Source organism: Acinetobacter sp. X9, from assembly GCF_054889255.1.
Window position 1 is genome coordinate 1,955,360 of the sequence record NZ_CM142679.1, and the last position, 20,617, is coordinate 1,975,976.

The following is a 20,617-nucleotide window of genomic DNA, read 5'->3' on the forward strand; positions in this document are numbered from 1 at the left end:
TCGTTAATCGACCATTTGTAACTTTTTTCGATGGATTGGAGAACTTTAGATAATTATTAGGCTAATCATTGAAATGTCGTGATTTTTATCACATTTAACATAGATAAAAATCATTACTTTTTTAAAAAATCTGTATTATTATTTTGAATAAACCACACATTATATAATCAATATTTTTAGATGGAACTTTACTTAAAATAAGTCTCATTTTATGACAACTTCCAATATAGAGAGCATTAATTATGAAGTTGCAAGGTTCCAATATATTGGGACAGGAACAAATAGATTTATTAACCACACGAGGACTAAACTTCGTATGGTTTCCAAAGCAGCTTGAAACGATTTATCGTTTTCAATACCAAAATGGCGCTGCCTATGAGTTCCGCTATAGAGCGCCTATTATTTTAATATTATATATATTTTTAAGCTTTGGTATATATCAAGTTTTACCAAGTGAGCAAGTTTTATCCTGGTTTAGCTATTATTCTTGGGTAGGTGTAATTGTTCTTATCGCTTGGATTTTATCATTTATTAAAAAATTAAATCAGTATTTTGATTATTATGTAGGAATTGGCTCGGCTTTAGCGGTAGCAATTACTTTTATTTTAATTAACGTTATTGAGAATGGACAAGATAATGTTCTTTTTCATGCTGCGATGATGTATGCAATCGTTATTATTTATGGCGCTGTTGGTATGCGCTTCTATACGGCTATATTTGCTGGATGGATGGGAGGACTGGTTGGAATTTTAGCAAGCAATTACTTAAATGGTGTGATCGACTGGACGTTCTTAAACCGAACTTACACCTTCAGTAGTTTCTTGGGAATGACCCTTGCCTATGCAACTGACCGCCAACATCGAGAAAACTACTTACAAAACTGCATGATCGAGCTGAATCGCATTGAGCTCATGCAGCAAGCACAGCAATTATCTTTGCTTTCCCAGCAAGATGCACTTACTGGTTTAGCCAATCGACGTTATCTAGATGAAACATTGGATAATGAATGGCGCCGTGCATTACGACATGAAACCCCACTCACCATTATGATGGTCGATATCGATTATTTTAAAGCATACAATGACACGCTAGGACATCTCAAAGGTGATGAATGTTTAAAAGAAATCGCCATCGCTATTTCTTCTATCGCTGCTCGTAGTGGAGATTTAGTTGCTCGTTATGGTGGTGAAGAATTTTTACTACTATTCCCAATGACAAATTCTCAGCAAGCTTTGATACAAGTCGAACGTTTAATGAATGCGATTAATAGAATTGCAATTAAACATCCATGTAGTGATGTTTCACCACATGTCACTATTAGTGTAGGAGTCGCAACTACAATTCCACGTCTAAACGATTCTATTTCTGCTTTTGTTGCACGAGCTGACCATGCATTATATAAAGCAAAAACCAATGGACGTAATCAATATAAGATTGCTGTAAACGAAGAACAAATTGTAGATCTGACTTAGAAAGTCAGACCGTTATTCAAAATGACTTTTGAATAATTATGATCTTTTATAGCGTGCCTCTTTAAATTAAAATGACTAGAAATAATCAATTAGCTTTTCCCATCCGTTGGAAAAGCTAACATGTAATTTAAATCTAGTACATATCCTACATTTTTCAATTTAGTCTTAAAATATCTTACTAGAAATAATTTATATAAACCATATGGTAAATTTATATTATTTATACGTGTAAAATATTTTAAATATTTATTTTTAAAATGAGTATTCAACTACTCTAATTTAAAAATACGCCAGTTCATTAAACTTTTTACTTTTAACTTATTCCAGAGTTTATTGATAAAATTAAGCAATAAACTTTGCTGTATTCTTTGTGGTACGACAGGAATAGTCTCACTTAAAAATGGCAGTATTGAAACAATATTTTCATGTATCGTTTCATAGTTTGGATAAGCTTCTTTTTTAATAATTTCTATAATTTTTTGTATTTCATCTACAGATAAATTTAAAAACTTCTTAATCTCTTGAACTGTTTTTGATTCAATAGATAATAAAGTGCAAACTCTAGTTACATTAACGATTTGTTCATCATGAATATTCTTGAAATTCGGATAACAAACCAGTTTATATGAAATTTTTGTTTCCAAAGAGTCTATGGTAACTATATTTTTATTATTTGTTATACGCTCTTGATGAGTCTTTTGAAAATATTCGTTGTTTTCTATTTCTTTTAAAATATTCAAAAGTTCTGGATAGCGTATTGGTCTTTTCAGCCTATATTGGTAACCTCTTAAAAGTTCGGGATTATTACTTAATACGATTTTAATTTTTTTAGGAAGAAGAATATTGGTATAACCACTATCTAAATCAATAATATGTATATCTGGATTATCATCATTATACACCCAGTTTTCAGATAACTGAGATGACAAAGACAAGTCATGAATAACTTTTATCATTGCCTGTAAATTTTTAGGCAATAGCTTATCCTTTGACATACAGCCAATTCTATATGTGCATTGATTCATTGATATTTCCCCAATTTCAATGATGACTTCGAAGATTTGTTACTTAAAATAATAAGATGTAAATATGTAATAGATTAAAATAGAAGCAATTTATTAAAATTACCTTCTATAAATAAATATAGATATCAGATGTACTAAGTAAATTAATAAAATTTTAATTTCCAAAGTTAAAAGATAAATATATTCAAAATAAATCGCCGGTATTATATTTATATAAAGATTATAAGACAAGAAAATAATTTAAAATTTAATAAAGCCGAATGTTATAAAAAATTAAAGCCCCCAAGTTTAAGTTAAATATGGGAGCTTAATTTACTATAGCCAAAATTATGACTATGGTTCAATTGGCGCAAATGGTGGAACAACATCTGCGTTTTGAGCACGATTTCGTAAGAAATGATCCATTAGAACAATTGCTAACATTGCTTCTGCAATTGGAGTTGCTCGAACGCCCACGCATGGGTCATGACGACCTTTAGTTAACACATCAGTATCTTCGCGATTTAAATTAATCGTTTTACCTGGCGTTGTAATACTTGCAGTCGGTTTTAGTGCAATTGCGACACGAATGGTTTGACCACTTGAGATACCACCCAAAATACCACCAGCATGATTCGCCAAGAAGCCCTGACTAGTCAATTCATCACGTGTTTCATGACCAAACTGACCCGCTACAGCAAAACCATCACCAATTTCAACACCTTTAACCGCATTAATACTCATCATGGCATGTGCGATATCAGCATCTAAGCGGTCAAAAACAGGCTCACCCCAACCTACAGGAACTTTCTCAGCTAAAATTTCTAGCTTAGCGCCACAGCTGGTGCCTTGTTCACGTAAAGACGTAACCAATGCTTCAAAACGAGGAACAGCGTCTGCATCGCCACAGAAAAACGGATTATTTGGAACTTCATTCCAATCTAACTTTTCAGCAACTTCGTTACCAATTTGAGTGACATGACCGCGAATCAATACACCAAATTTTTCTGCTAAATATTTTTTAGCAATAGCACCCGCTGCAACACGCATAGCAGTTTCACGTGCACTCGAACGACCGCCACCACGGTAATCACGGAAACCATACTTTTGTGTATAGGTGTAGTCCGCATGACCCGGTCTAAAAGTCTGAGCAATATTACCGTAATCTTTCGATTTTTGGTCAGTATTACGAATGAGTAAACCAATTGGCGTACCAGTAGTTTTACCCTCAAACACACCAGAAATAATTTCAACCTGATCAGGTTCTTTGCGCTGAGTCGCAAATTTTGATGTACCCGGCTTACGGCGGTCCAGATCTTTTTGTAGATCTTCTTCGGTTAACTCAAGACCAGGTGGCACGCCATCAACAATTGCCATTAAGCCAACGCCATGAGACTCGCCACATGTCGTTACACGAAAGAGTTGTCCAATACTGTTCCCTGCCATATGTACAACTCCTTATGCTTGTTGCTGTTCAAATAGTTTTCTATAACGACGACATTGTTCTGCGGTTAAAGCAAAAATGCCAGAACCACCTTTTTGGAAAGTAAGCCAGTTGAAATCAATCGTATTGAAGTTTTGGCGCATAGCCCATTCAGAGTTACCCACTTCAATGACAATTAAACCATCTTCAGTTAAATAATCTGCCGCTTGAGCAAGCATTTTACGCACGAGATCTAAACCGTCTTGGCCTGCTGCCAATGCAAGTTCAGGTTCATGTAAAAACTCTTCTGGTAAGTCAGCCATATCTTCAGCATCAACGTACGGAGGATTACTTACAATTAAATCATACTGGTTTTCAGCTGGAATCTTGGCAAATAAATCAGATTCAAGTAACGCAACTTGATATTGCTTATTGTGGTGTTCAACATTAATCGATGCTACTTCTAAAGCTTCTTTAGAGATGTCCGTTGCATCCACTTCAGCATCTGGATATGCATAAGCCAAAGCAACAGCAATACAACCAGAACCTGTACACATATCTAAAATACGCTGTGGAGTTTTAGGTTTTGCATTTTCTGGCAGGTTGTTAAGTGCTTCACGCATTTGACCATTCTCATCTAAGCAATATGGTGCAAAACGTTGTTCAATTAATTCTGCAATTGGTGAACGCGGAATAAGTACACGCTCATCCACATAAAATGGCTTATTAAAGAAGTAAGCTAAATTTAATAAATAAGAAGTCGGTATACGATCATTAATACGACGTTCTAACAAACTTAAGAATTCTGCTTTTTCACTTGGCAAAAGCTTAGCGTCTAAAATCTCTGAGTCTGCTGACCATTCAAGAGATAAGGTTTGTAAAACTAATGCAGAACTTTCTGCAAAATAATCTTCAGTACCTTGTCCTAAATGTGCATCATGTTGACGTAATGCTGATACCCCAAAGCGAATAAAATCTCGAATTGTAGATAAATTTTCAGCAGCTTCCTGTAAATGTTCAGGGCTAATCGTCGGTCGCTCCACTTAGGCGTCTCCAAAGGCAAATTTTGCAAAGTGACTATTCTACTGAGTGAGACAAAGCAACGCAACGCTTTGCCCTGTGAAGCAGTGTTTTACACACCTATCTCTAACAATCACAGCTTAAAATCAGAATACTTTGTTTTAATTAAGAAATAATGAACTTTTAAGAAAGGATAGATTCAGTCTATGAAATAAAAAAGCGATCTTTGAAGTTCAACCGCTTTTTGTGTTTAGTTGGTTTAAAGCTTAAGCTTTTCTGCCACATAATCCGAATCTTTATCTCCACGGCCAGAAAGATTAACAACAATCATGGTTTCTTTCGGCAGCTTTGGTGCTTCACGCATTGCCCACGCTACAGCATGTGAGCTTTCAAGCGCAGGAACAATTCCTTCTACACGAGATAAGGTCATAAAAGCCTCCAAACATTCTTGGTCAGTTGCAGTGCTATATTCCACACGGCCTAAATCTTTTAAGAAACTATGCTGTGGACCAACACCAGGATAGTCCAATCCTGAAGCAATAGAATGCACGGGTAACGGTTCACCAGCTTCATTTTCAAGCACGTAACATGCCATACCATGAATTTGACTTGGTTTCCCTAAGGTTAAAGTTGCCGAATGCATGTGAGTTTCTAAACCATGTCCTGCTGGTTCAACCCCAACCAATTTCACATCCGAATCATTTAGAAATGCTGTAAAGGCACCGATTGCATTTGAACCACCACCAACACATGCGACAACATAATCTGGGTTTTTACCAAAACGATGATGCGTCTGCTCTTTAATTTCATTGCCAATAATCGATTGAAAATCTCGAACCATTTTTGGAAATGGATGTGGTCCAACTACAGAACCAATTGCATAAATAAAGTTTTTAGGGTCTTTTAAATATTCTTCAAACGCGCTATCTACAGCATCTTTTAAGGTTGCTGTACCACGTGTTACTGAAACTAAATGAGCACCCAAAATTTTCATTTTGACCACATTAGGGTGTTCTTTTTCAATATCGACTTGTCCCATGTGAATTTCACATGGGATACCAACTAAAGCACAAGCCGTGGCTAAAGCAACGCCATGCTGTCCCGCACCAGTCTCGGCAATAACTTTCTTTTTGCCCATATATTTAGCAAGTAGAGCCTCACCTAAACAGTGATTAATTTTATGAGCACCTGTATGATTTAAGTCTTCACGTTTTAAATAAATTTGTGCACCGCCTAACTGCTCAGAAAGACGTTTTGCGTGAAATAAAGGACTTGGACGACCTACATAATTTGAAAAGAGGTCTAATAATTCATTTTGAAATTCTGGTGTATGGCGAATTTCTTCATAAGCAACATTAATTTCATCCATTGCTTCTTTTAAATGCGGAGGAATAAATTGGCCTCCATATTCACCAAAAAATCCCTGTTCATTTGGCAAAGCAATACCATTAATTTGATGTTGCATATCATCCCTCTTTTTAAATTATTAAAGTTATCAAGTTTATCGAGAAAGGTAACGCGTCAGATCCTCAATACCTTTTAGGGTCATTGGATACATATGGTTTTCAAAAATCTCTTTAATCCAACCAATGGTTTGAGTGTAATGCCAATACCCTTCAGTTTCAGGGTTTAACCATGCTGTTTTATCAAAATGTTGACGTAGGCGACGTAACCAAACCTCACCTGTTTCATCATTCATATATTCAACCGAGCCACCTACCGATTTCAACTCATACGGTGCCATACTGGCATCGCCCACTACAATTACACGATAGTCGCGTCCATAGGTGTGAAATAGATCCCATGTATTCATACGGGTGGCAGTTCTGCGGTAGTTATCTTTCCAAACATAGTCATAGAGACAGTTATGAAAATAAAAGTATTCAAGCGTTTTGAATTCGGTTTTAGCTGCGCTGAAAAGCTTTTCACATTGGGCAATGTGTGCATCCATCGAACCACCCACATCAAACAACATGAGTACTTTGATTCGATTGCGACGCTCTGGCACCATCTGAACATCAAGAATACCTTGTTTGGCTGTTTCTCGAATAGTTCCGTCAACGTCTAACTCTTCAGCTGCACCTTGACGGGCAAATTTACGTAACCGACGTAAAGCAATTTGCATCTGACGAGTTCCAAGAACTTGGTCGTCATCTAGATTTTGGTATTTCCGCTGTTCCCAAACTTTGACCGCCGAACGTTTACGCCCTGGCCCACCAATTCGTACGCCTTCTGGATGGTCACCAAAAGCTCCAAAAGGTGAAGTTCCACCTGTGCCAACCATACGGTTACCACCTTGGTGTTTCTTATGCTGTTCGCGTAATCGCTCTTCCAGCATTTTCATCAATTCTTCTAAAGAACCCGCTTTTTGGAGTTCTGCTCGTTGTTCAGGAGTTAAATGCTTTTCTAGAAGTTCTAAATCGAACCAGTCTTTTGGTAATTTATGAACTTGCTTAAGCAACTCATCGATATCAAAAGTTTCAATGCCATCAAAGTAATCTTTCATGGCACGATCAAACTTATCAAAAAATCGCTCATCTTTAACTAAAATAGTTTTAGCAAGCTGATAGAACTCTTCTTGGTCGGCAAAAACCAAACCTTCACTCACCGCACGGTTTAGATCAATGAGTTCACGAGTGGTAACTGGAACACCATATTTACGTAAGGTGTAAAATAACCGCACAAACATGGGTTACTCCCTCCCTTAACGTCGAGACATGAAAGCCAAGCGTTCGAGAAGTTGTACATCTTGCTCGTTTTTGATGAGAGCACCATATAAAGGTGGAATAGCTTTAGAGGTATCTCGATTACGTAATACATCTTCAGGCATATCATCTGCCATGAGCAAGCTTAACCAATCAATTAACTCAGAGGTTGATGGTGGTTTCTTCAAATTAGGAATTTCACGTAGTTTAAAGAAAACCTGTAAAGCTTCGTTTACTAGTGTTGCAGAGATATTTGGGAAATGAACCGCAATGATTTCTCGCATTGTGGCTTCATCTGGAAACTCAATATAGTGGAAGAAGCAACGACGCAAGAATGCATCTGGTAATTCTTTTTCATTATTTGAAGTAATAATTACAATTGGGCGTTGCGTTGCCGTAATTGTTTCATTCGTTTCATAAACATAAAAAGACATTTTATCGAGTTCATGCAACAAGTCATTTGGAAACTCGATATCGGCCTTATCAATTTCATCAATTAATAATACGCAACGCTCTTCACTGGTGAAAGCTTCCCACAATTTACCGGGTTTAATATAGTTCTTAATATCGTAAACTCGGTCATCACCTAACTGGCTATCTCTTAAACGAGAAACTGCATCATATTCATACAACCCTTGCTGCGCTTTAGTTGTAGATTTGATATGCCAAGTAATCAGTTTTAAACCTAAACTTTGTGCTACTTGTTCAGCAAGTAAAGTTTTACCCGTGCCCGGTTCACCCTTAATCAGTAAAGGCTTTTGCAAAGCACGAGCTGCTTTTACAGCAAGCTTAAGACTATCAGTCGCGATATATTGATCTGTACCGGTAAAATGTTGGGTATCAGCAGACATGTAAAGACCTTATTTTTCTATTTCAATGGTTAGATGGAACGCATGCTTTTGTTTGTTGAATATTTTGACCAACAATATCCAATCACCAAACCTAGACCAACTACAAACAGAATTAAAGATAAATTTGACCAAATTAACGGACTATCTTTAGTTAAAACACCAAAAAGGAGTCCAAAAATAGCAGGTGCTACAGATGCATTCGGTCCTTCAGACACTGTTGGTGTAACTAAAATAGCAAATACAATCAACCAGCTAATTGCACCAAAAGTGGTAGGAAGACGGCGCATTAATCGCCACCAACACCACAAAGCAATAATAGCGCCTATTCCATAAGCTGTTAAAGCAATAACACCCTCAGGAATAACATCCAAAAAAGAGAATAACTGATTCATTATTCCAGTTTGATCTTCACGCACCACGTAAGCCCTCTGGTTCAACTGCATTCGGGTTAATTAACCCTTCTGGCGGCATCTGAATAAAGAAACCTTTTGTTTGTAATGAGTCTAAAACATGTAAAACATTAACACGCGCCAATTTACGTGTTGGAGCCAACTCTAAATGCATGACAAACGTTGCACGACCAAACGCTTGTAAAACAGCTTCAGGAACATTTTCAAACGGATCAGCTTGTTCCGTATTGTCAGGATAGTTTGGACGAGCAATATACATGTACATTTCATCTTTTTTGCTCGATCTATAAATATCACAGTGCATTTCAAATCAACTCTTGAACTAAGGACAGCATACATGAAAAAAAACGACACACACACGCAGGTTTGTTTACGCATCAGTCGTTTTTTTAATTCTTGAGAAATATTAACCTACAACATTGATTAAGGTCGATAATAACTTTGTTCCAAACAGGAGTTAGATTTCATAAAAACAATATAAGTTTTTGATTTTAAATATTAAAATATAAAATCTATTTTATTAAAATAAAAGCAGTTCTTGGATTTTAAAAAAGTATTCATCATCAAAGATTTGATAATAGTGTTCTTGCAAGACTTATACTTAAGCTATCAAAATAATAAATTTCTTTTTCACTTATTTAAGAATATACACTTGAGTAAAACTTTTAACTACTTAACTACACATCACCAGACGTTACTTAACTCGTTTAATAGCGAGATATGTTTCAATAATAAGTATCTTATTCATAGATATGGAGGATGAACTTATGCCTCGTGGTGATAAAACTGCTTATACAGCAAAGCAAAAACGTCAGGCCAAACATATTGTTGAGAGTGAAGTAGATAGAGGCCATTCTCAAGAAGAAGCCGAACGAATTGCATGGTCTACCGTCAACAAACAAGATGGTGGCGGTAAGAAAAAGTCCCATTAATATATAAAAATAAATACTTCTTTAGCCCAAACTAAAGAAGTATTTTTTATTTAAGGACGTGTTAATTTTTTCTAGAAGACGCGAGAGCTTTTTATATAGTCATCGCTTACTTGATTTAAGGCACTCAAAATAGCGCTATCATCTTGACTTAATAAAGCATCATTAAGACTTTCCATATAAGTGATGAGTTGGGTTTTAGAAGTATGGGCAAATTCGGTCGTTACAGCTTCATCTTCATATAAGATTACATAACTACGTGCGAAACCGTAGATTAGGTAAACTGCTGCTTTTTCTTTTGTATCTTGAGATTCTTTAAGAGACTGCTCACATGCATTTTTTAAGTCTTTAAATGCATCTGTACCAGTAGATTGATTTTTGAAAGATAAAAGTATTGTTTGGAAGTTCATATCCATATTCCACTCAAAAAGTAAAGCTACAGAACAAGATAGAACCTGTCAAATAATATCCTGATTAATATAAATTTAATTGTAAATAAATTTATATTTAATTTCTTTTAACTCACAATAAATCATGCAATAAAAAACCACTCTTTTTTAAGAGTGGTTTAGTTAAAACAATCATTCATTAGAAGCTTATTTCAATTGTGATCGTGGTACCGGAGTGCTCAATATCAGTTGAGACATTAAAACCTCTGCTTCTAAGCTCCTCTTCAACCAGTGTAAGATGATCAGGGCTTATAGCATCCACAGGAAACCAGAAAGTTGCTTTTCGCTTCCCCTCTTTAGATTCAGACTCAGTACCAGTTAAAATTTTTTCCAATATGACGTCTTGATTTATTTTAAAGTTTTTAGCGTTTTGACGAGCTTGTTCAGCATTAAAGTTGTTAAGCATATTTATCTCTCTAATTATTAATTTATCTAATTTTATAGCATAAAAAGGCTATATAAGTTCTAGTGTTATGTAGTTAAAACTAATCAGAGATATAAGTTTATTGATTGAATAAACTTTCTACCCATTCAATAAATTTTCTGGCATTTCTATTTTTAAAATCGTCCTTATTTGGAATGTAGTAACATAGCTTTGATTGAACGGCTTTAGTTTTAAACTCCTGTAAAAGATTCGTCTTAACAAACCTTTGGGTAAGTGTAGTAGAGCAAAATACTAAACCATTGGCAGATAAAGCCTCGTGTATCCCAAAAATTTCCTGATCAAATTTCTTAATCGTCACCCTATCTTGGTTCCATTCATTTTCCTTAAGCCAAGCCTCTAGTGGTGGGCTTGGTAATGCCTTATTTTTCCATTCTGTCGTAAATAAAGTTATTGGTTCACTAGAACATTTAAGCAGATCAAGTTTGGATGAACCAAATACATTAAAAGACTCATATTTAACAATATCTTGAGACTGGGCCAAAGATACGTCGCCATATCGAATAGGTAATGTATACAAGTGATTATCTAAAGTTTCACCAGTAGAAAACTCAACTGATATATCGGGATACAATTGATAAAATTCATTTATTGAAGGAATTAGCAGCATTGCAGCTAGTGAAGACGTACTAGCGACTCTCACTACGTTTCCATTTACTGTTATTTCATCTAGTGCATCTTCAATCTTACGAAACCCCTCAGAAATTGCTGCAGCAAGTCTTTGCCCTGTCGTTGTAAGCGTTATTTTCCTTACCTGTCGATGAAATAAATCAACATTTAATCTGCTTTCTAGATTCGCAACATGATGTGAAATTGCAGTCGGTGTAAGCGAAAGTTCTTCAGCAGCCAACTTAAAACTACCCAATCGAGCGGCTGATTCAAATGCTTTAAGTGCTTGCAAAGAAACTTGCATGCTTCCTCCCCATTTACATTTATGAATGAATTAAAATCATCTATAAATGTAATTTTCTCGTTTGTCTACTTATGTTTTAAAACTCAAAATAAATTAAATCCTAACTTTTTTGGAATTAATGATGAGTAAAATATTACATATAGATGCTAGTGTCAGAGCTGCGATTAACCCCAACCCAAATCACAATTCTATTTCAAAAAATATTGCCAGTCGGTTGATCAACTCTTGGAAACAACAATTGCCTATAGATGAGTATATCTATCGTGACGTAGGAATGAATCCACCACCCTTTATTAATCAAAATTGGATTGATGCTGTATTCACACCTGACAATAAAAGGACCGAAGCTCAACGTGATGTTTTATCTATATCAGATCAATTAATAGCAGAAGTTTCGAGCTCAGATATTCTTGTAATTTCTTCACCTATGTACAATTACGGCATGCCTGCTCAACTGAAAGCATGGTTTGATCAAATTATTCGTATCAATAAAACATTTGATTTTGACCTAGCTCGTGGAGACTTTCCCTTACAACCTCTTTTAACTGGAAAAATTTTAATTATTATCACTTCCAGCGGTGAATTTGGGTTTGAGAAAGATGGGATTCGGCATGATATGAGTCATCTTGTACCCCACATTCGTACACTGAGCAAATATTTAGGCGTAGAAAAAATTTATGAAATTACTTCTGAGTATCAAGAGTTTGGAGATCATAGGCATATAGAGTCATTAGAAAATGCTTTTCAAAAAGTTGAAGAAGTTGTGTCTAAACTTGCTGATTCATTTAGATAATATCTGTAGATTTTAATACTCATTTTTAAATTTCATAAATTAAGTCACTTTAACTGATCCATATCATTAAAAATAAAAAAGCCTACCCAATTGGGTAGGCTTTTCATTTCTGCACCGAAACAAACTTATAGTTATATATTATATAAATTGAAGTTGTTTTTCTTAAATCCAAGAATATACAGACCTGTATGTTTAATCAATTGAATTTTTCTCATTATATAAGTTAATTTAATTCATTATTGAAATTTCAAATTATATTTACTTTATTACATTATTTTATGAAATTAAATAATTATTTAGATAAACTACAGAAAATCTATTTTTTGTATACTTAGATATTATAATTAGCTCATTTTAATAATTAATTAAAAATTTAACAGAATGATTATGCTTTAGTTAAAAAGGCTCATCATATGATGAACCTTTAAATTTCTAATTATTTATTGCATTTTAAATAGATAAACTTTGTTTTTCTTCTTGAAACAACTGGATTAATGGTTGCGTTAATAACTCATAACGCCATCCTAATAGATAGTCAGGTAAATCCTGTTCATCCCCTTGACATAGAACATGTTGATGAATGGCGTTTAACCATTTTTTTCTCAACAACACTTCTTTAGGAATAGAAGTCTCATTTATTGCATGAGCAAGTACCATATCCATTTTATTTAAAGTCTCTTTAGACGTAATCTTAAATGGTTTTGCAATCTTTGATGGCCATTTGCTTTCGACTGGCAAATCTTTAAGAAGTTCTAAAATCGTTTTGCCGTACTCGCGAACTACGTTTGGACGAATATCTTTAACTTGCGAAAGTTGAAAGCTATTGCGAGGGTTTTTTTCAACCATATCAATCATGGTTGAATTTCTAAGAATAAAACTGCGTGGCTGATTCGTTGCTTTCACAATGTATTCACGCCATTCACTTAAATTTTGTAATTGCATTAGCTGACGACGTGAGTGACGATAATTTCCCACATCGGTATATAGTAATTCGTTAGGGGTTTCACTAATGATTTCTTTAGTTAGACTACTACAGTCCTCAAGAACATAGTTATAAAGCCCTCTCTGCTTAAGCTGTTCTTGAATATGATGAGCTAACTTCATTAAATACAAAACATCGTTAGCAGCATAACAAAGTTGTTGAGGCGATAAAGGTCTAGCCAACCAATCAGATCTGGTTTGATCTTTTTCAATATCAATATCAAGACAAAGTTTTAAAGCACCTTGGTAACTCACTTGCAGGCCATGACCTAAAAAAGAAAGGCCCACTTGAGTATCAAACACATTAAGCAAATCTTCTTGATCAGCATAATGATAGATTAAATCAATATCTTCTCCACATGCATGAAAAATGTTTTGCTGCGCGAGAAAAATCTTTTTCCAAAACTGACTTAGATCTAATGAAACACCATCCAACAGATAGACATCACCATTTACATTGACTTGGCATACTCCAAGTTTAGGCCAGAGTGTGTCAACCTTAATAAATTCTGTATCAAGTCCATATATTGAACATTGATCCATTTTTTGAAGAACATCAACCAATTCGGTTTGCTGTTGGATAAACTGAAACATGCTTTCTCAAGTATTGCAAAGAGTGCTTTAAACTCTGGTATATATAACATAGAAGCAGAAAAATGCCACTTAAACCTTTATGAATACTCTATTTTTGAACAATTTTTCGAAAATAGATAATTTTTTGATCTTTTATTTGTACTTTTTAAATTTATCTCCAAATGTTCTTTATTTAAAATTTATAAGATCTTTTTCATTCTTATATTCATATTTTATTTAAACTATCTTTAATAATAAAAGACAGAATAATATTTATGTTTAATAACTGAATTTAATTAATAAATTTAATCAAATTGATAGTACATTCATTAATGAAATAAGCATCGGAATGCTTATTTCATTCTCATGCGGTTATGCACTGCCTGACTTAAAGTATGGCTATCTACGTATTCGAGTTCACCACCCTGAGGTACACCTTGAGCAATACGCGTCATTTGTATTGGTAAATGTTTAGTCGCCTCTACCAAATAATGGGCTGTCGCTTGTCCTTCTACCGTCGCATTGGTTGCCAAAATGACTTCTTCAATAGTACCTTGGCTTAGACGCTGAATGAGATAAGGAATACCAATTTCTTCCGGACCAATACCATCTAATGGAGAAAGATGGCCACCTAAAACATGGTATTTTCCACGAAAGCTACCGCTTTGCTCAATCGCCATCACATCCGCTGGTGATTCAACCACACACAATAACTGATCATCTCTGTCAGTTGAGGCGCAAATATCACAAATTTCATGTTCAGTCAGAGAATGGCAGACACTACATTCATGTATATAACTTGAAGCCTCATGTAAAGCATGCGCTAATGCAAATGCCCCTTCTCGATTTTTCATCAAAAGATGTAAAGCCATACGTTGAGCCGACTTCGGACCAACGCTTGGCAATATACGTAAAGCTTGAACGAGTTGTTCAAATCTATCGCTAAACACTGAATTTCCTTAGAACATGCCCGCTAAGCCAGGTGGTAAACCCATACCAGAATTTGCTTTTTGCATTTTTTCTTCAGAAATCACTTCTGCTTGACGCACAGCATCATTTACTGCAGCAGCAATTAAGTCTTCAATCATGTCTGGTTCATCTTGAAGTAATTCCGGATTAATTTCGATACGTTTTACGATATAACGGCCAGTCATTGTAACTTTAACTAAACCACCGCCCGCTTCAGCGTGTACTTCAGTTTGAGCAAGCTCTTCTTTAGCCTTTTTTATATTTGATTCCATATCTTTTTGCATGCGCTGCGCTTGCTGCATAAGCATATTGATATTCATAAACCTAACTCCGTATCTCTATCAAATATTTTAAGTAATATTGATAGTCACATAACACTGCAAAACTTAAACTCTTTCTACTCCCCCTATAGATCATCAAGATCATTGAGGTTAGTACGTTTAAATCAAAATTAATCCGTAATTCTGACACAATAAATCAATGTTTTCTATTGGTATCTATGAAACTATTTTCTATGGTCAATCCACTATAAAGCTTTTATGTAGAAAACTTTTGATGAGTAGAAAAAAGTAAAATTTAGAAAAGTTACTGGGCAGCCTGTAGACTTTTATTGTTTGTTTTATATTCACTTAAGGGAACTTTCTTGAACGAAGTATTGGCTTTTTCTATTGAAAGATCAGCATCTTGAACAGATTTGTTTGCATCATTAATTAATAATACAGTTTCGCTCATCTGTGTTGGTTCATCTTTTTGGGCAAATACTCTATATCCAACCAGACCAATTGCCCCTATCGTAACTAAAATAATTATTGGTTTAATCATGACTAAAGACTCTCTTTGTTATTTTTATTAAATTTAGAACTTTTATACGTTGAAATTTTAGACTGATTTATAACAAAACGTAGACTTTTTATTGCTATTGTTGTTTATAAGTAACAAAAAAGCCACATTAAAATCTATGTGGCTTTTCCATAACAAACATAACTTAATTAGATTAAATCTAACCCACGCGAGATATCGCCAATAATATCATTAATATCTTCTAGACCAACAGAAACACGAATTAGACCTTCTTGAATACCAGCTGCTTCTTTTGCTTCAACAGAAAGTTTGCCATGAGTTGTGGTTGCTGGATGGGTAATCGTCGATTTCACATCACCTAGATTACCTGTAATCGAGATAAACTTAGTATTATCAATAACCTTCCACGCACCTTCACGCTCGCCTTTAACAACGAACGATACAATACCGCCAAAGCCATTTTGCTGTTTAGCAGCAAGTTCATGACCGTCATGAGCTGGTAAACCAGCGTAGTAAACCTTCTCTACCTTTTCATTAGTAGATAACCATTCTGCAAGAATTTGAGCACTCTCACAGTGTGCTTTCATACGTAAACGTAAAGTTTCTAGACCTTTTAAGAAAACCCATGCATTAAATGGGCTCATTGATGGTCCAAGCGTACGAACAACACCAAAAACTTCTTCTAACAACTGATGATTGCCAACAACAGCACCGCCTAATGCACGGCCTTGCCCATCTAGGTATTTAGTCGCAGAGTAAATCACAAGATCCGCACCAAACTTGAGTGGTTGCTGCAAAACAGGTGTACAGAAACTGTTATCAACCGCAAGTAATGCGCCATTCGCATGGGCGATATCTGCTAGTGCTTGTATATCTGCAATCTCAGCTAGAGGGTTAGACGGTGACTCAACAAAGAAAAGTTTGGTTTCAGGACGTACAGCATTTTTCCATTCGTCTAAATCACATAAATCAACAAATGTAATGTCTACACCAAACTTGGCAATATATTTTTCAAATAAGGCAACAACTGAACCAAAAACTGCTCTTGAGCAAATAACATGATCACCCGCTTTTAGATATGCCATAGCAACTGACAAGATTGCGCCCATTCCAGAGCTCGTCGCTACAGCTCGTTCAGCACCATCTAAAGCTGCTAAACGTTTTTCGAACATCGATACAGTCGGATTAGTAAAACGAGAATAGATATTTCCTTGAACCTGACCAGAAAATTTTGCTGCAGCTTCAGCCGCATTTTCATATACAAATGATGAAGTCAAAAAAATCGGTTCGCCATGTTCGCCTTCAAAACTACGAGTATGTCCGGTACGAATGGCTAAAGTATCAAGTTGGTATTCTAAATCATCAGACTGGTGCATTAAATGTTCGCCTTTACTGGTCATGTACTAAAAAACTATCATCATTTTGAGTGTCTAAGGTATTTAAGGTCAAGGTAAACCTTAAAATTATCGCTTAGACTTTATTCAACTTTAGTAAATAGTTGGTAAAAGCAAGATGAAACGCTTAAAGTCCCTTGTCTCTGAACAAAGTCAAATCAAGCATCTCTCTACCCGACTATTTCGTCCTCAAACATTAGTATTGTCACAAAGCACTCCGTTCGAAGTGATTGGTGAATTTAATCAAACCCGTATACGTTATTACGCAGCTACTCAAAAACAATTTAAAGAACCTTTAGTATTCGTTGCTCCTTTAGCTATTAATATGGCGATATATGATTTATATCCTTATCGTTCTCTTATTAAATACTTCCAAAATGCTGGTTTTGATGTCTATTTGGTAGATTGGGGCCGTTTAAAGTTTAAGGACAGACATCTTAACTTTTTATCATTTATTGAAGATTTCATTCCTAAAGCCATACAACTTGTCAGAACACACTCCAGAAGTGAACAAATCTCGCTTCACGGATGGAGTATGGCAGGTATATTCGTCACTTTATATACAGCGCATAATCATCCAAATTATGTTAAAAATCTTATTGTTCTTGGTAGTCCAATAGACAGTTATGCTTCTGGTTATATTGGAAAACTCTACCGAGCCATAAACAACGCGATTGGTCGCAATAAAAAAATTCAAGAACGTATTTACTCTGGACTACCAAAACGTTTGATTCATAGCCCAGGAATTTTAAATTCTTTAGGTTTCAAAATTCTCGACCCTAAAGGCTGGCTCGATGGTCATATTCAATTACTTAAAAATCTTAATGATCTTCAGTTCGTACAAGAACATGCCACACTAAGTAGCTTTTTAAATAATATGATTGATTACCCGGGGGGAATTAATCAGGACATGTTGTTCAATGTTTGGCTACAAAATCCATTAAGACAAGGTTCTATTCAATTAAAAGATAAAAAAATCGAATTAAAAAATATTGACTGTTCACTCTTAGTTGGAGCTGGTCGTAGTGATCAACTGGTTACGGCTGATGCAGCTCAACCATTAAGTCAGTTAACCAGTAGCCAAGATGTCACATTTACTCTCATCCCTGGCGGTCATCTAGGCCTCATGTCGAGTCAGGCAAGTGCGCTGGAGTTCTGGCCACAACTAGCGAAATGGCTCACCGAAAGATCAACGCAAATTTAAGAATAAGGTCACAATTTAACCTATTGCTTTTATTTGCGTGGATGGAATAGACGATCATATAACGGTACATTTACCTATAATATTATTGTTTTAATAGAAAATTATTATTTTTATTGTGTAGGCACTTTATTAACTTTTTTATAATCAGATGATTTAAAGTAATTTACAATCATCTGTGCACTTTTTTCAGAAGAGGCCTTGGCCTGCTCCAGTTTTGTTACATAAGGATTAGTCACTATACAGCTCGGTAGTAAACTATTTGTAAGTGGTGGAAACTTTTCTCTTCCACCTAAAGTAATTTTTTCGATAAAACTTGCCAACCACATAATGTACTCACTTTTATTCTTATAAGTTGGCATTAAGCTAATATCGAGTTTAACTTTACATTCCTGTGCGGGTTTATTTAAACACTCTTCAAAATCAATAAAGTTATATTTTAGTTGATAGGGTGAACTTCTTATCTCTTGCCGGATAATACTAACTAAGCTATTTAAGTGCCCAATTACATCCTCTGAGAAAAGCTTTTGCTCTTCAAACTTTTTATAAACTCTTTCAGCAATTAGTAAAAATTGTGGCATCACTCACCTATTCCTTTAATATTTAGTCTTAACGAATGACTAGATCCTTTAAGGAAGTATGATGAATATACTATTACTATGTGTAAGGGTATGAGGGGTAGAAAGTAACTATCAGGGCAATTATGAAAGCAACATTTATACTATGTCACAAAATCCAAATATAAGGCGAACTTATTCTCAATATAAAATACTAAATTTTAATGATTCGAAATAACTTTAATAAAAAAGCCCATTTCATTTGGAGAAATGGGCTATAAAAACAAAAACTATCAAACGCAGCAATTATGGGGCATATAATAAGACTTTAAATATGTAAAATCAATGCATCTTTCAGGTGAATTTTAATCTTAAATAAAAGTCGAAAATAATTTTATCTCTGTTTCAATAAGAGAAGCCCATTTCCGTCTAAAATAAATTGGCCTAGTGAATTCCACCTAATCCTAAAATACAAAATGTGATAATTATCACGCTTTGTTCTTTGATCATGGCATTAATATCTTTCTTTTCCATTGACCAAAATTCAAACTAAAGCTGTCTTTTCAGCAAAAGATGAGTCATGAATATGGCTTTTCTACGAACTTTTTGATTTTTTATTTAATAGAAGCAAGCTCCCTATTTCCTTCATTATGAGCAATTACAAGGTATTAGATAGTAGTTAAATTATGGAAAGATATATAAAAATTTAGTTAAGTTTTTGTTTTTATTGTTTATTTTTAAAACATTGATATATAAAGATTTTATTCATTTTTTGCCCAAAATTCAAACCAAAATGACACTTGAGTAATTAATAGTCATTGAAATATTGGTAAGAAACCTTATATTGAGTACAGGTTCATACCTTTAACTGAGGAAAAGCTCATGAATAAATTTATGGTTGCAGTCTTTACTGGCATGGTGAGCATTGCTAGTTTTGGCGTACAAGCTGCAACACCTGAGCAAGAATGTCAAAAATTGCAAGATGATTACAATTTGATTTATGCGTCAAAAGGCTTTTGTTTTAAAGATCCTGATGCTAAAGAAAAATATGGTAATGAAAACTGTCATACGACAAAACCAAAGTTTTCTGATAAAGAGCAACAACGTCTTGACGCTATTAAAGAACGTCAAAAAGAATTGAAATGTAAATAATTTTAAAGGAATAATACATGGCATATGATGATCAAAATATCTTCGCAAAAATTTTACGTGGAGAACTTCCAGCGATAAAAGTCTATGAAGATGATCAAGTTCTAGCTTTTATGGATATTATGCCTCAAGCCGATGGCCATACATTAGTTATTCCAAAAACACATGCTGTAACACTGCTGGACTTACCTGCTGAAGCAGCAGCCTATACTATACAAATTGTTCAAAAGATTGCTAAGGCAATGGAAAAAGCGCTCAATTTGGAAGGTATCGTATTGATGCAACTTTCTGGAGCAGCAGCAGGACAAACTGTTCCACATGTTCATTTTCACCTAATTCCAACAAATGTGCATCATCTTGGACGCCATGCTGTTGAGTTAGGAGATCAAGAAAAAATTAAAGAATTAGCTGAAAAAATTAAAGCAGCTCTTTGATTTTTAGATAGTTAAAGCGGAGTTTAGGCTCCGCTTTTTTTCGTCTAAAAACTATCAAAAAATGAAAACAACTAATTTATTTCTAAATTTTAAGCGTCATAAAACTGTCATTTATTCTTCACTTCTCTGTCACAAAATTTGCCGATA

Annotated in this window: 23 protein-coding genes; 6 read left to right on the top strand and 17 right to left on the bottom strand. The window is 34.8% G+C overall.

Annotated features, from left to right (window positions below; translation table 11 throughout):
* Window positions 1-242 precede the first annotated feature (242 nt).
* On the top strand, window positions 243-1,472 hold the full coding sequence (locus tag ACYU0V_RS09280) for a GGDEF domain-containing protein (RefSeq protein WP_060465690.1): 1,230 nt from the start codon (window positions 243-245) through the stop codon (window positions 1,470-1,472).
* 269 nt (window positions 1,473-1,741) lie between these two features.
* On the opposite strand, the gene ACYU0V_RS09285 is transcribed toward ACYU0V_RS09280, so the two are convergent.
* The 8 genes from ACYU0V_RS09285 to ACYU0V_RS09320 form a co-directional block, all read right to left on the bottom strand.
* On the bottom strand, window positions 1,742-2,497 hold the full coding sequence (locus ACYU0V_RS09285) for a hypothetical protein (RefSeq protein ID WP_461847117.1): 756 nt from the start codon (window positions 2,495-2,497) through the stop codon (window positions 1,742-1,744).
* 333 nt (window positions 2,498-2,830) lie between these two features.
* The gene (gene aroC / locus ACYU0V_RS09290; RefSeq protein ID WP_347745805.1) at window positions 2,831-3,922 is read right to left on the bottom strand and encodes a chorismate synthase; all 1,092 of its coding nucleotides are present in this window, start codon (window positions 3,920-3,922) and stop codon (window positions 2,831-2,833) included.
* A gap of 12 nt (window positions 3,923-3,934) precedes the next feature.
* The gene (gene prmB / locus ACYU0V_RS09295) at window positions 3,935-4,942 is read right to left on the bottom strand and encodes a 50S ribosomal protein L3 N(5)-glutamine methyltransferase (RefSeq protein WP_002113580.1); all 1,008 of its coding nucleotides are present in this window, start codon (window positions 4,940-4,942) and stop codon (window positions 3,935-3,937) included.
* Window positions 4,943-5,178: 236 nt separating this feature from the next.
* A complete protein-coding gene (gene trpB, locus ACYU0V_RS09300; RefSeq protein ID WP_461847120.1) occupies window positions 5,179-6,384 on the bottom strand; it encodes a tryptophan synthase subunit beta in 1,206 nt (401 codons plus the stop codon).
* A gap of 36 nt (window positions 6,385-6,420) precedes the next feature.
* Window positions 6,421-7,608, bottom strand: coding sequence for a vWA domain-containing protein (locus tag ACYU0V_RS09305; protein WP_000498060.1), 1,188 nt, complete (start codon window positions 7,606-7,608; stop codon window positions 6,421-6,423).
* A 15-nt stretch (window positions 7,609-7,623) separates the two neighbouring features.
* The gene (locus tag ACYU0V_RS09310; protein ID WP_002113662.1) at window positions 7,624-8,475 is read right to left on the bottom strand and encodes an AAA family ATPase; all 852 of its coding nucleotides are present in this window, start codon (window positions 8,473-8,475) and stop codon (window positions 7,624-7,626) included.
* A gap of 29 nt (window positions 8,476-8,504) precedes the next feature.
* Complete coding sequence (locus ACYU0V_RS09315) at window positions 8,505-8,891, bottom strand: hypothetical protein (RefSeq protein ID WP_002113949.1); 387 nt, start codon at window positions 8,889-8,891, stop codon at window positions 8,505-8,507.
* Window positions 8,884-9,144 carry a YcgL domain-containing protein gene (locus ACYU0V_RS09320; RefSeq protein WP_002113722.1) on the bottom strand — a complete coding sequence of 87 codons (261 nt, stop codon included), beginning with the start codon at window positions 9,142-9,144 and terminating at the stop codon, window positions 8,884-8,886. The genes ACYU0V_RS09315 and ACYU0V_RS09320 overlap by 8 nt, the downstream gene beginning before the upstream one ends.
* Before the next feature lie 508 nt (window positions 9,145-9,652).
* Between ACYU0V_RS09320 and ACYU0V_RS09325 the strand changes: the two genes are divergently transcribed.
* Entirely contained in the window at window positions 9,653-9,817 is a 165-nt protein-coding gene (locus ACYU0V_RS09325) for a hypothetical protein (protein WP_002113596.1), read from the top strand.
* Window positions 9,818-9,888: 71 nt separating this feature from the next.
* Here the strand turns inward: ACYU0V_RS09325 and ACYU0V_RS09330 are convergent, their stop codons facing one another.
* The 3 genes from ACYU0V_RS09330 to ACYU0V_RS09340 all read right to left on the bottom strand — a co-directional run bounded on the left by ACYU0V_RS09330 (window position 9,889) and on the right by ACYU0V_RS09340 (window position 11,618).
* Window positions 9,889-10,224, bottom strand: a complete 336-nt coding sequence (locus ACYU0V_RS09330) for a hypothetical protein (protein ID WP_032057488.1) — start codon at window positions 10,222-10,224, stop codon at window positions 9,889-9,891.
* Between the two features lie 178 nt (window positions 10,225-10,402).
* Complete coding sequence (locus tag ACYU0V_RS09335; protein WP_014206661.1) at window positions 10,403-10,669, bottom strand: hypothetical protein; 267 nt, start codon at window positions 10,667-10,669, stop codon at window positions 10,403-10,405.
* Window positions 10,670-10,766: 97 nt separating this feature from the next.
* Entirely contained in the window at window positions 10,767-11,618 is an 852-nt protein-coding gene (locus ACYU0V_RS09340; RefSeq protein WP_461847124.1) for a LysR family transcriptional regulator, read from the bottom strand.
* A 118-nt stretch (window positions 11,619-11,736) separates the two neighbouring features.
* Here ACYU0V_RS09340 and ACYU0V_RS09345 point away from each other — a divergent pair, with 118 nt between their 5' ends.
* Window positions 11,737-12,411, top strand: coding sequence for an FMN-dependent NADH-azoreductase (locus ACYU0V_RS09345; RefSeq protein ID WP_461847126.1), 675 nt, complete (start codon window positions 11,737-11,739; stop codon window positions 12,409-12,411).
* Window positions 12,412-12,861: 450 nt separating this feature from the next.
* Here ACYU0V_RS09345 and ACYU0V_RS09350 read toward each other — a convergent pair whose 3' ends face one another.
* The 5 genes from ACYU0V_RS09350 to ACYU0V_RS09370 form a co-directional block, all read right to left on the bottom strand.
* Window positions 12,862-13,986, bottom strand: a complete 1,125-nt coding sequence (locus ACYU0V_RS09350; protein ID WP_461847128.1) for a ribonuclease D — start codon at window positions 13,984-13,986, stop codon at window positions 12,862-12,864.
* A gap of 332 nt (window positions 13,987-14,318) precedes the next feature.
* Window positions 14,319-14,915: a recombination mediator RecR gene (gene recR, locus ACYU0V_RS09355; RefSeq protein ID WP_002113756.1), complete on the bottom strand. Its 597-nt coding sequence runs from the start codon at window positions 14,913-14,915 to the stop codon at window positions 14,319-14,321.
* A 9-nt stretch (window positions 14,916-14,924) separates the two neighbouring features.
* Window positions 14,925-15,254 (bottom strand): YbaB/EbfC family nucleoid-associated protein, encoded by a 330-nt coding sequence (locus ACYU0V_RS09360; protein ID WP_002113538.1) that lies wholly within the window; start codon window positions 15,252-15,254, stop codon window positions 14,925-14,927.
* A gap of 265 nt (window positions 15,255-15,519) precedes the next feature.
* On the bottom strand, window positions 15,520-15,756 hold the full coding sequence (locus ACYU0V_RS09365) for a hypothetical protein (RefSeq protein ID WP_461847130.1): 237 nt from the start codon (window positions 15,754-15,756) through the stop codon (window positions 15,520-15,522).
* 167 nt (window positions 15,757-15,923) lie between these two features.
* Window positions 15,924-17,111 (bottom strand): O-succinylhomoserine sulfhydrylase, encoded by a 1,188-nt coding sequence (locus tag ACYU0V_RS09370; RefSeq protein WP_461847132.1) that lies wholly within the window; start codon window positions 17,109-17,111, stop codon window positions 15,924-15,926.
* Between the two features lie 136 nt (window positions 17,112-17,247).
* On the opposite strand from ACYU0V_RS09370, the gene ACYU0V_RS09375 reads away from it, so the two are divergent.
* Entirely contained in the window at window positions 17,248-18,333 is a 1,086-nt protein-coding gene (locus tag ACYU0V_RS09375) for an alpha/beta fold hydrolase (RefSeq protein ID WP_461847134.1), read from the top strand.
* A gap of 110 nt (window positions 18,334-18,443) precedes the next feature.
* Here the strand turns inward: ACYU0V_RS09375 and ACYU0V_RS09380 are convergent, their stop codons facing one another.
* Window positions 18,444-18,911: a hypothetical protein gene (locus ACYU0V_RS09380; protein ID WP_461847136.1), complete on the bottom strand. Its 468-nt coding sequence runs from the start codon at window positions 18,909-18,911 to the stop codon at window positions 18,444-18,446.
* An 858-nt stretch (window positions 18,912-19,769) separates the two neighbouring features.
* Between ACYU0V_RS09380 and ACYU0V_RS09385 the strand changes: the two genes are divergently transcribed.
* Both ACYU0V_RS09385 and ACYU0V_RS09390 read left to right on the top strand, forming a co-directional pair.
* A complete protein-coding gene (locus tag ACYU0V_RS09385; protein WP_014206654.1) occupies window positions 19,770-20,039 on the top strand; it encodes a YARHG domain-containing protein in 270 nt (89 codons plus the stop codon).
* Window positions 20,040-20,056: 17 nt separating this feature from the next.
* Window positions 20,057-20,470, top strand: a complete 414-nt coding sequence (locus tag ACYU0V_RS09390; protein WP_461847138.1) for an HIT family protein — start codon at window positions 20,057-20,059, stop codon at window positions 20,468-20,470.
* Window positions 20,471-20,617: the final 147 nt, after the last annotated feature.

Bases quoted from the DNA above. Each gene is read 5' to 3' on its own strand.
- aroC (WP_347745805.1), bottom strand. From the start codon at position 3,922: ATGGCAGGGAACAGTATTGGACAACTCTTTCGTGTAACGACATGTGGC.
- ACYU0V_RS09280 (WP_060465690.1), top strand. From the start codon at position 243: ATGAAGTTGCAAGGTTCCAATATATTGGGACAGGAACAAATAGATTTA.
- ACYU0V_RS09380 (WP_461847136.1), bottom strand. From the start codon at position 18,911: ATGCCACAATTTTTACTAATTGCTGAAAGAGTTTATAAAAAGTTTGAA.
- ACYU0V_RS09320 (WP_002113722.1), bottom strand. From the start codon at position 9,144: ATGTATATTGCTCGTCCAAACTATCCTGACAATACGGAACAAGCTGAT.
- ACYU0V_RS09390 (WP_461847138.1), top strand. From the start codon at position 20,057: ATGGCATATGATGATCAAAATATCTTCGCAAAAATTTTACGTGGAGAA.
- ACYU0V_RS09305 (WP_000498060.1), bottom strand. From the start codon at position 7,608: ATGTTTGTGCGGTTATTTTACACCTTACGTAAATATGGTGTTCCAGTT.
- ACYU0V_RS09375 (WP_461847134.1), top strand. From the start codon at position 17,248: ATGAAACGCTTAAAGTCCCTTGTCTCTGAACAAAGTCAAATCAAGCAT.
- ACYU0V_RS09360 (WP_002113538.1), bottom strand. From the start codon at position 15,254: ATGAATATCAATATGCTTATGCAGCAAGCGCAGCGCATGCAAAAAGAT.
- ACYU0V_RS09370 (WP_461847132.1), bottom strand. From the start codon at position 17,111: ATGCACCAGTCTGATGATTTAGAATACCAACTTGATACTTTAGCCATT.
- ACYU0V_RS09335 (WP_014206661.1), bottom strand. From the start codon at position 10,669: ATGCTTAACAACTTTAATGCTGAACAAGCTCGTCAAAACGCTAAAAAC.
- ACYU0V_RS09285 (WP_461847117.1), bottom strand. From the start codon at position 2,497: ATGAATCAATGCACATATAGAATTGGCTGTATGTCAAAGGATAAGCTA.
- ACYU0V_RS09350 (WP_461847128.1), bottom strand. From the start codon at position 13,986: ATGTTTCAGTTTATCCAACAGCAAACCGAATTGGTTGATGTTCTTCAA.
- ACYU0V_RS09325 (WP_002113596.1), top strand. From the start codon at position 9,653: ATGCCTCGTGGTGATAAAACTGCTTATACAGCAAAGCAAAAACGTCAG.
- ACYU0V_RS09330 (WP_032057488.1), bottom strand. From the start codon at position 10,224: ATGAACTTCCAAACAATACTTTTATCTTTCAAAAATCAATCTACTGGT.
- ACYU0V_RS09365 (WP_461847130.1), bottom strand. From the start codon at position 15,756: ATGATTAAACCAATAATTATTTTAGTTACGATAGGGGCAATTGGTCTG.
- ACYU0V_RS09345 (WP_461847126.1), top strand. From the start codon at position 11,737: ATGATGAGTAAAATATTACATATAGATGCTAGTGTCAGAGCTGCGATT.
- ACYU0V_RS09385 (WP_014206654.1), top strand. From the start codon at position 19,770: ATGAATAAATTTATGGTTGCAGTCTTTACTGGCATGGTGAGCATTGCT.
- ACYU0V_RS09310 (WP_002113662.1), bottom strand. From the start codon at position 8,475: ATGTCTGCTGATACCCAACATTTTACCGGTACAGATCAATATATCGCG.
- trpB (WP_461847120.1), bottom strand. From the start codon at position 6,384: ATGCAACATCAAATTAATGGTATTGCTTTGCCAAATGAACAGGGATTT.
- ACYU0V_RS09340 (WP_461847124.1), bottom strand. From the start codon at position 11,618: ATGCAAGTTTCTTTGCAAGCACTTAAAGCATTTGAATCAGCCGCTCGA.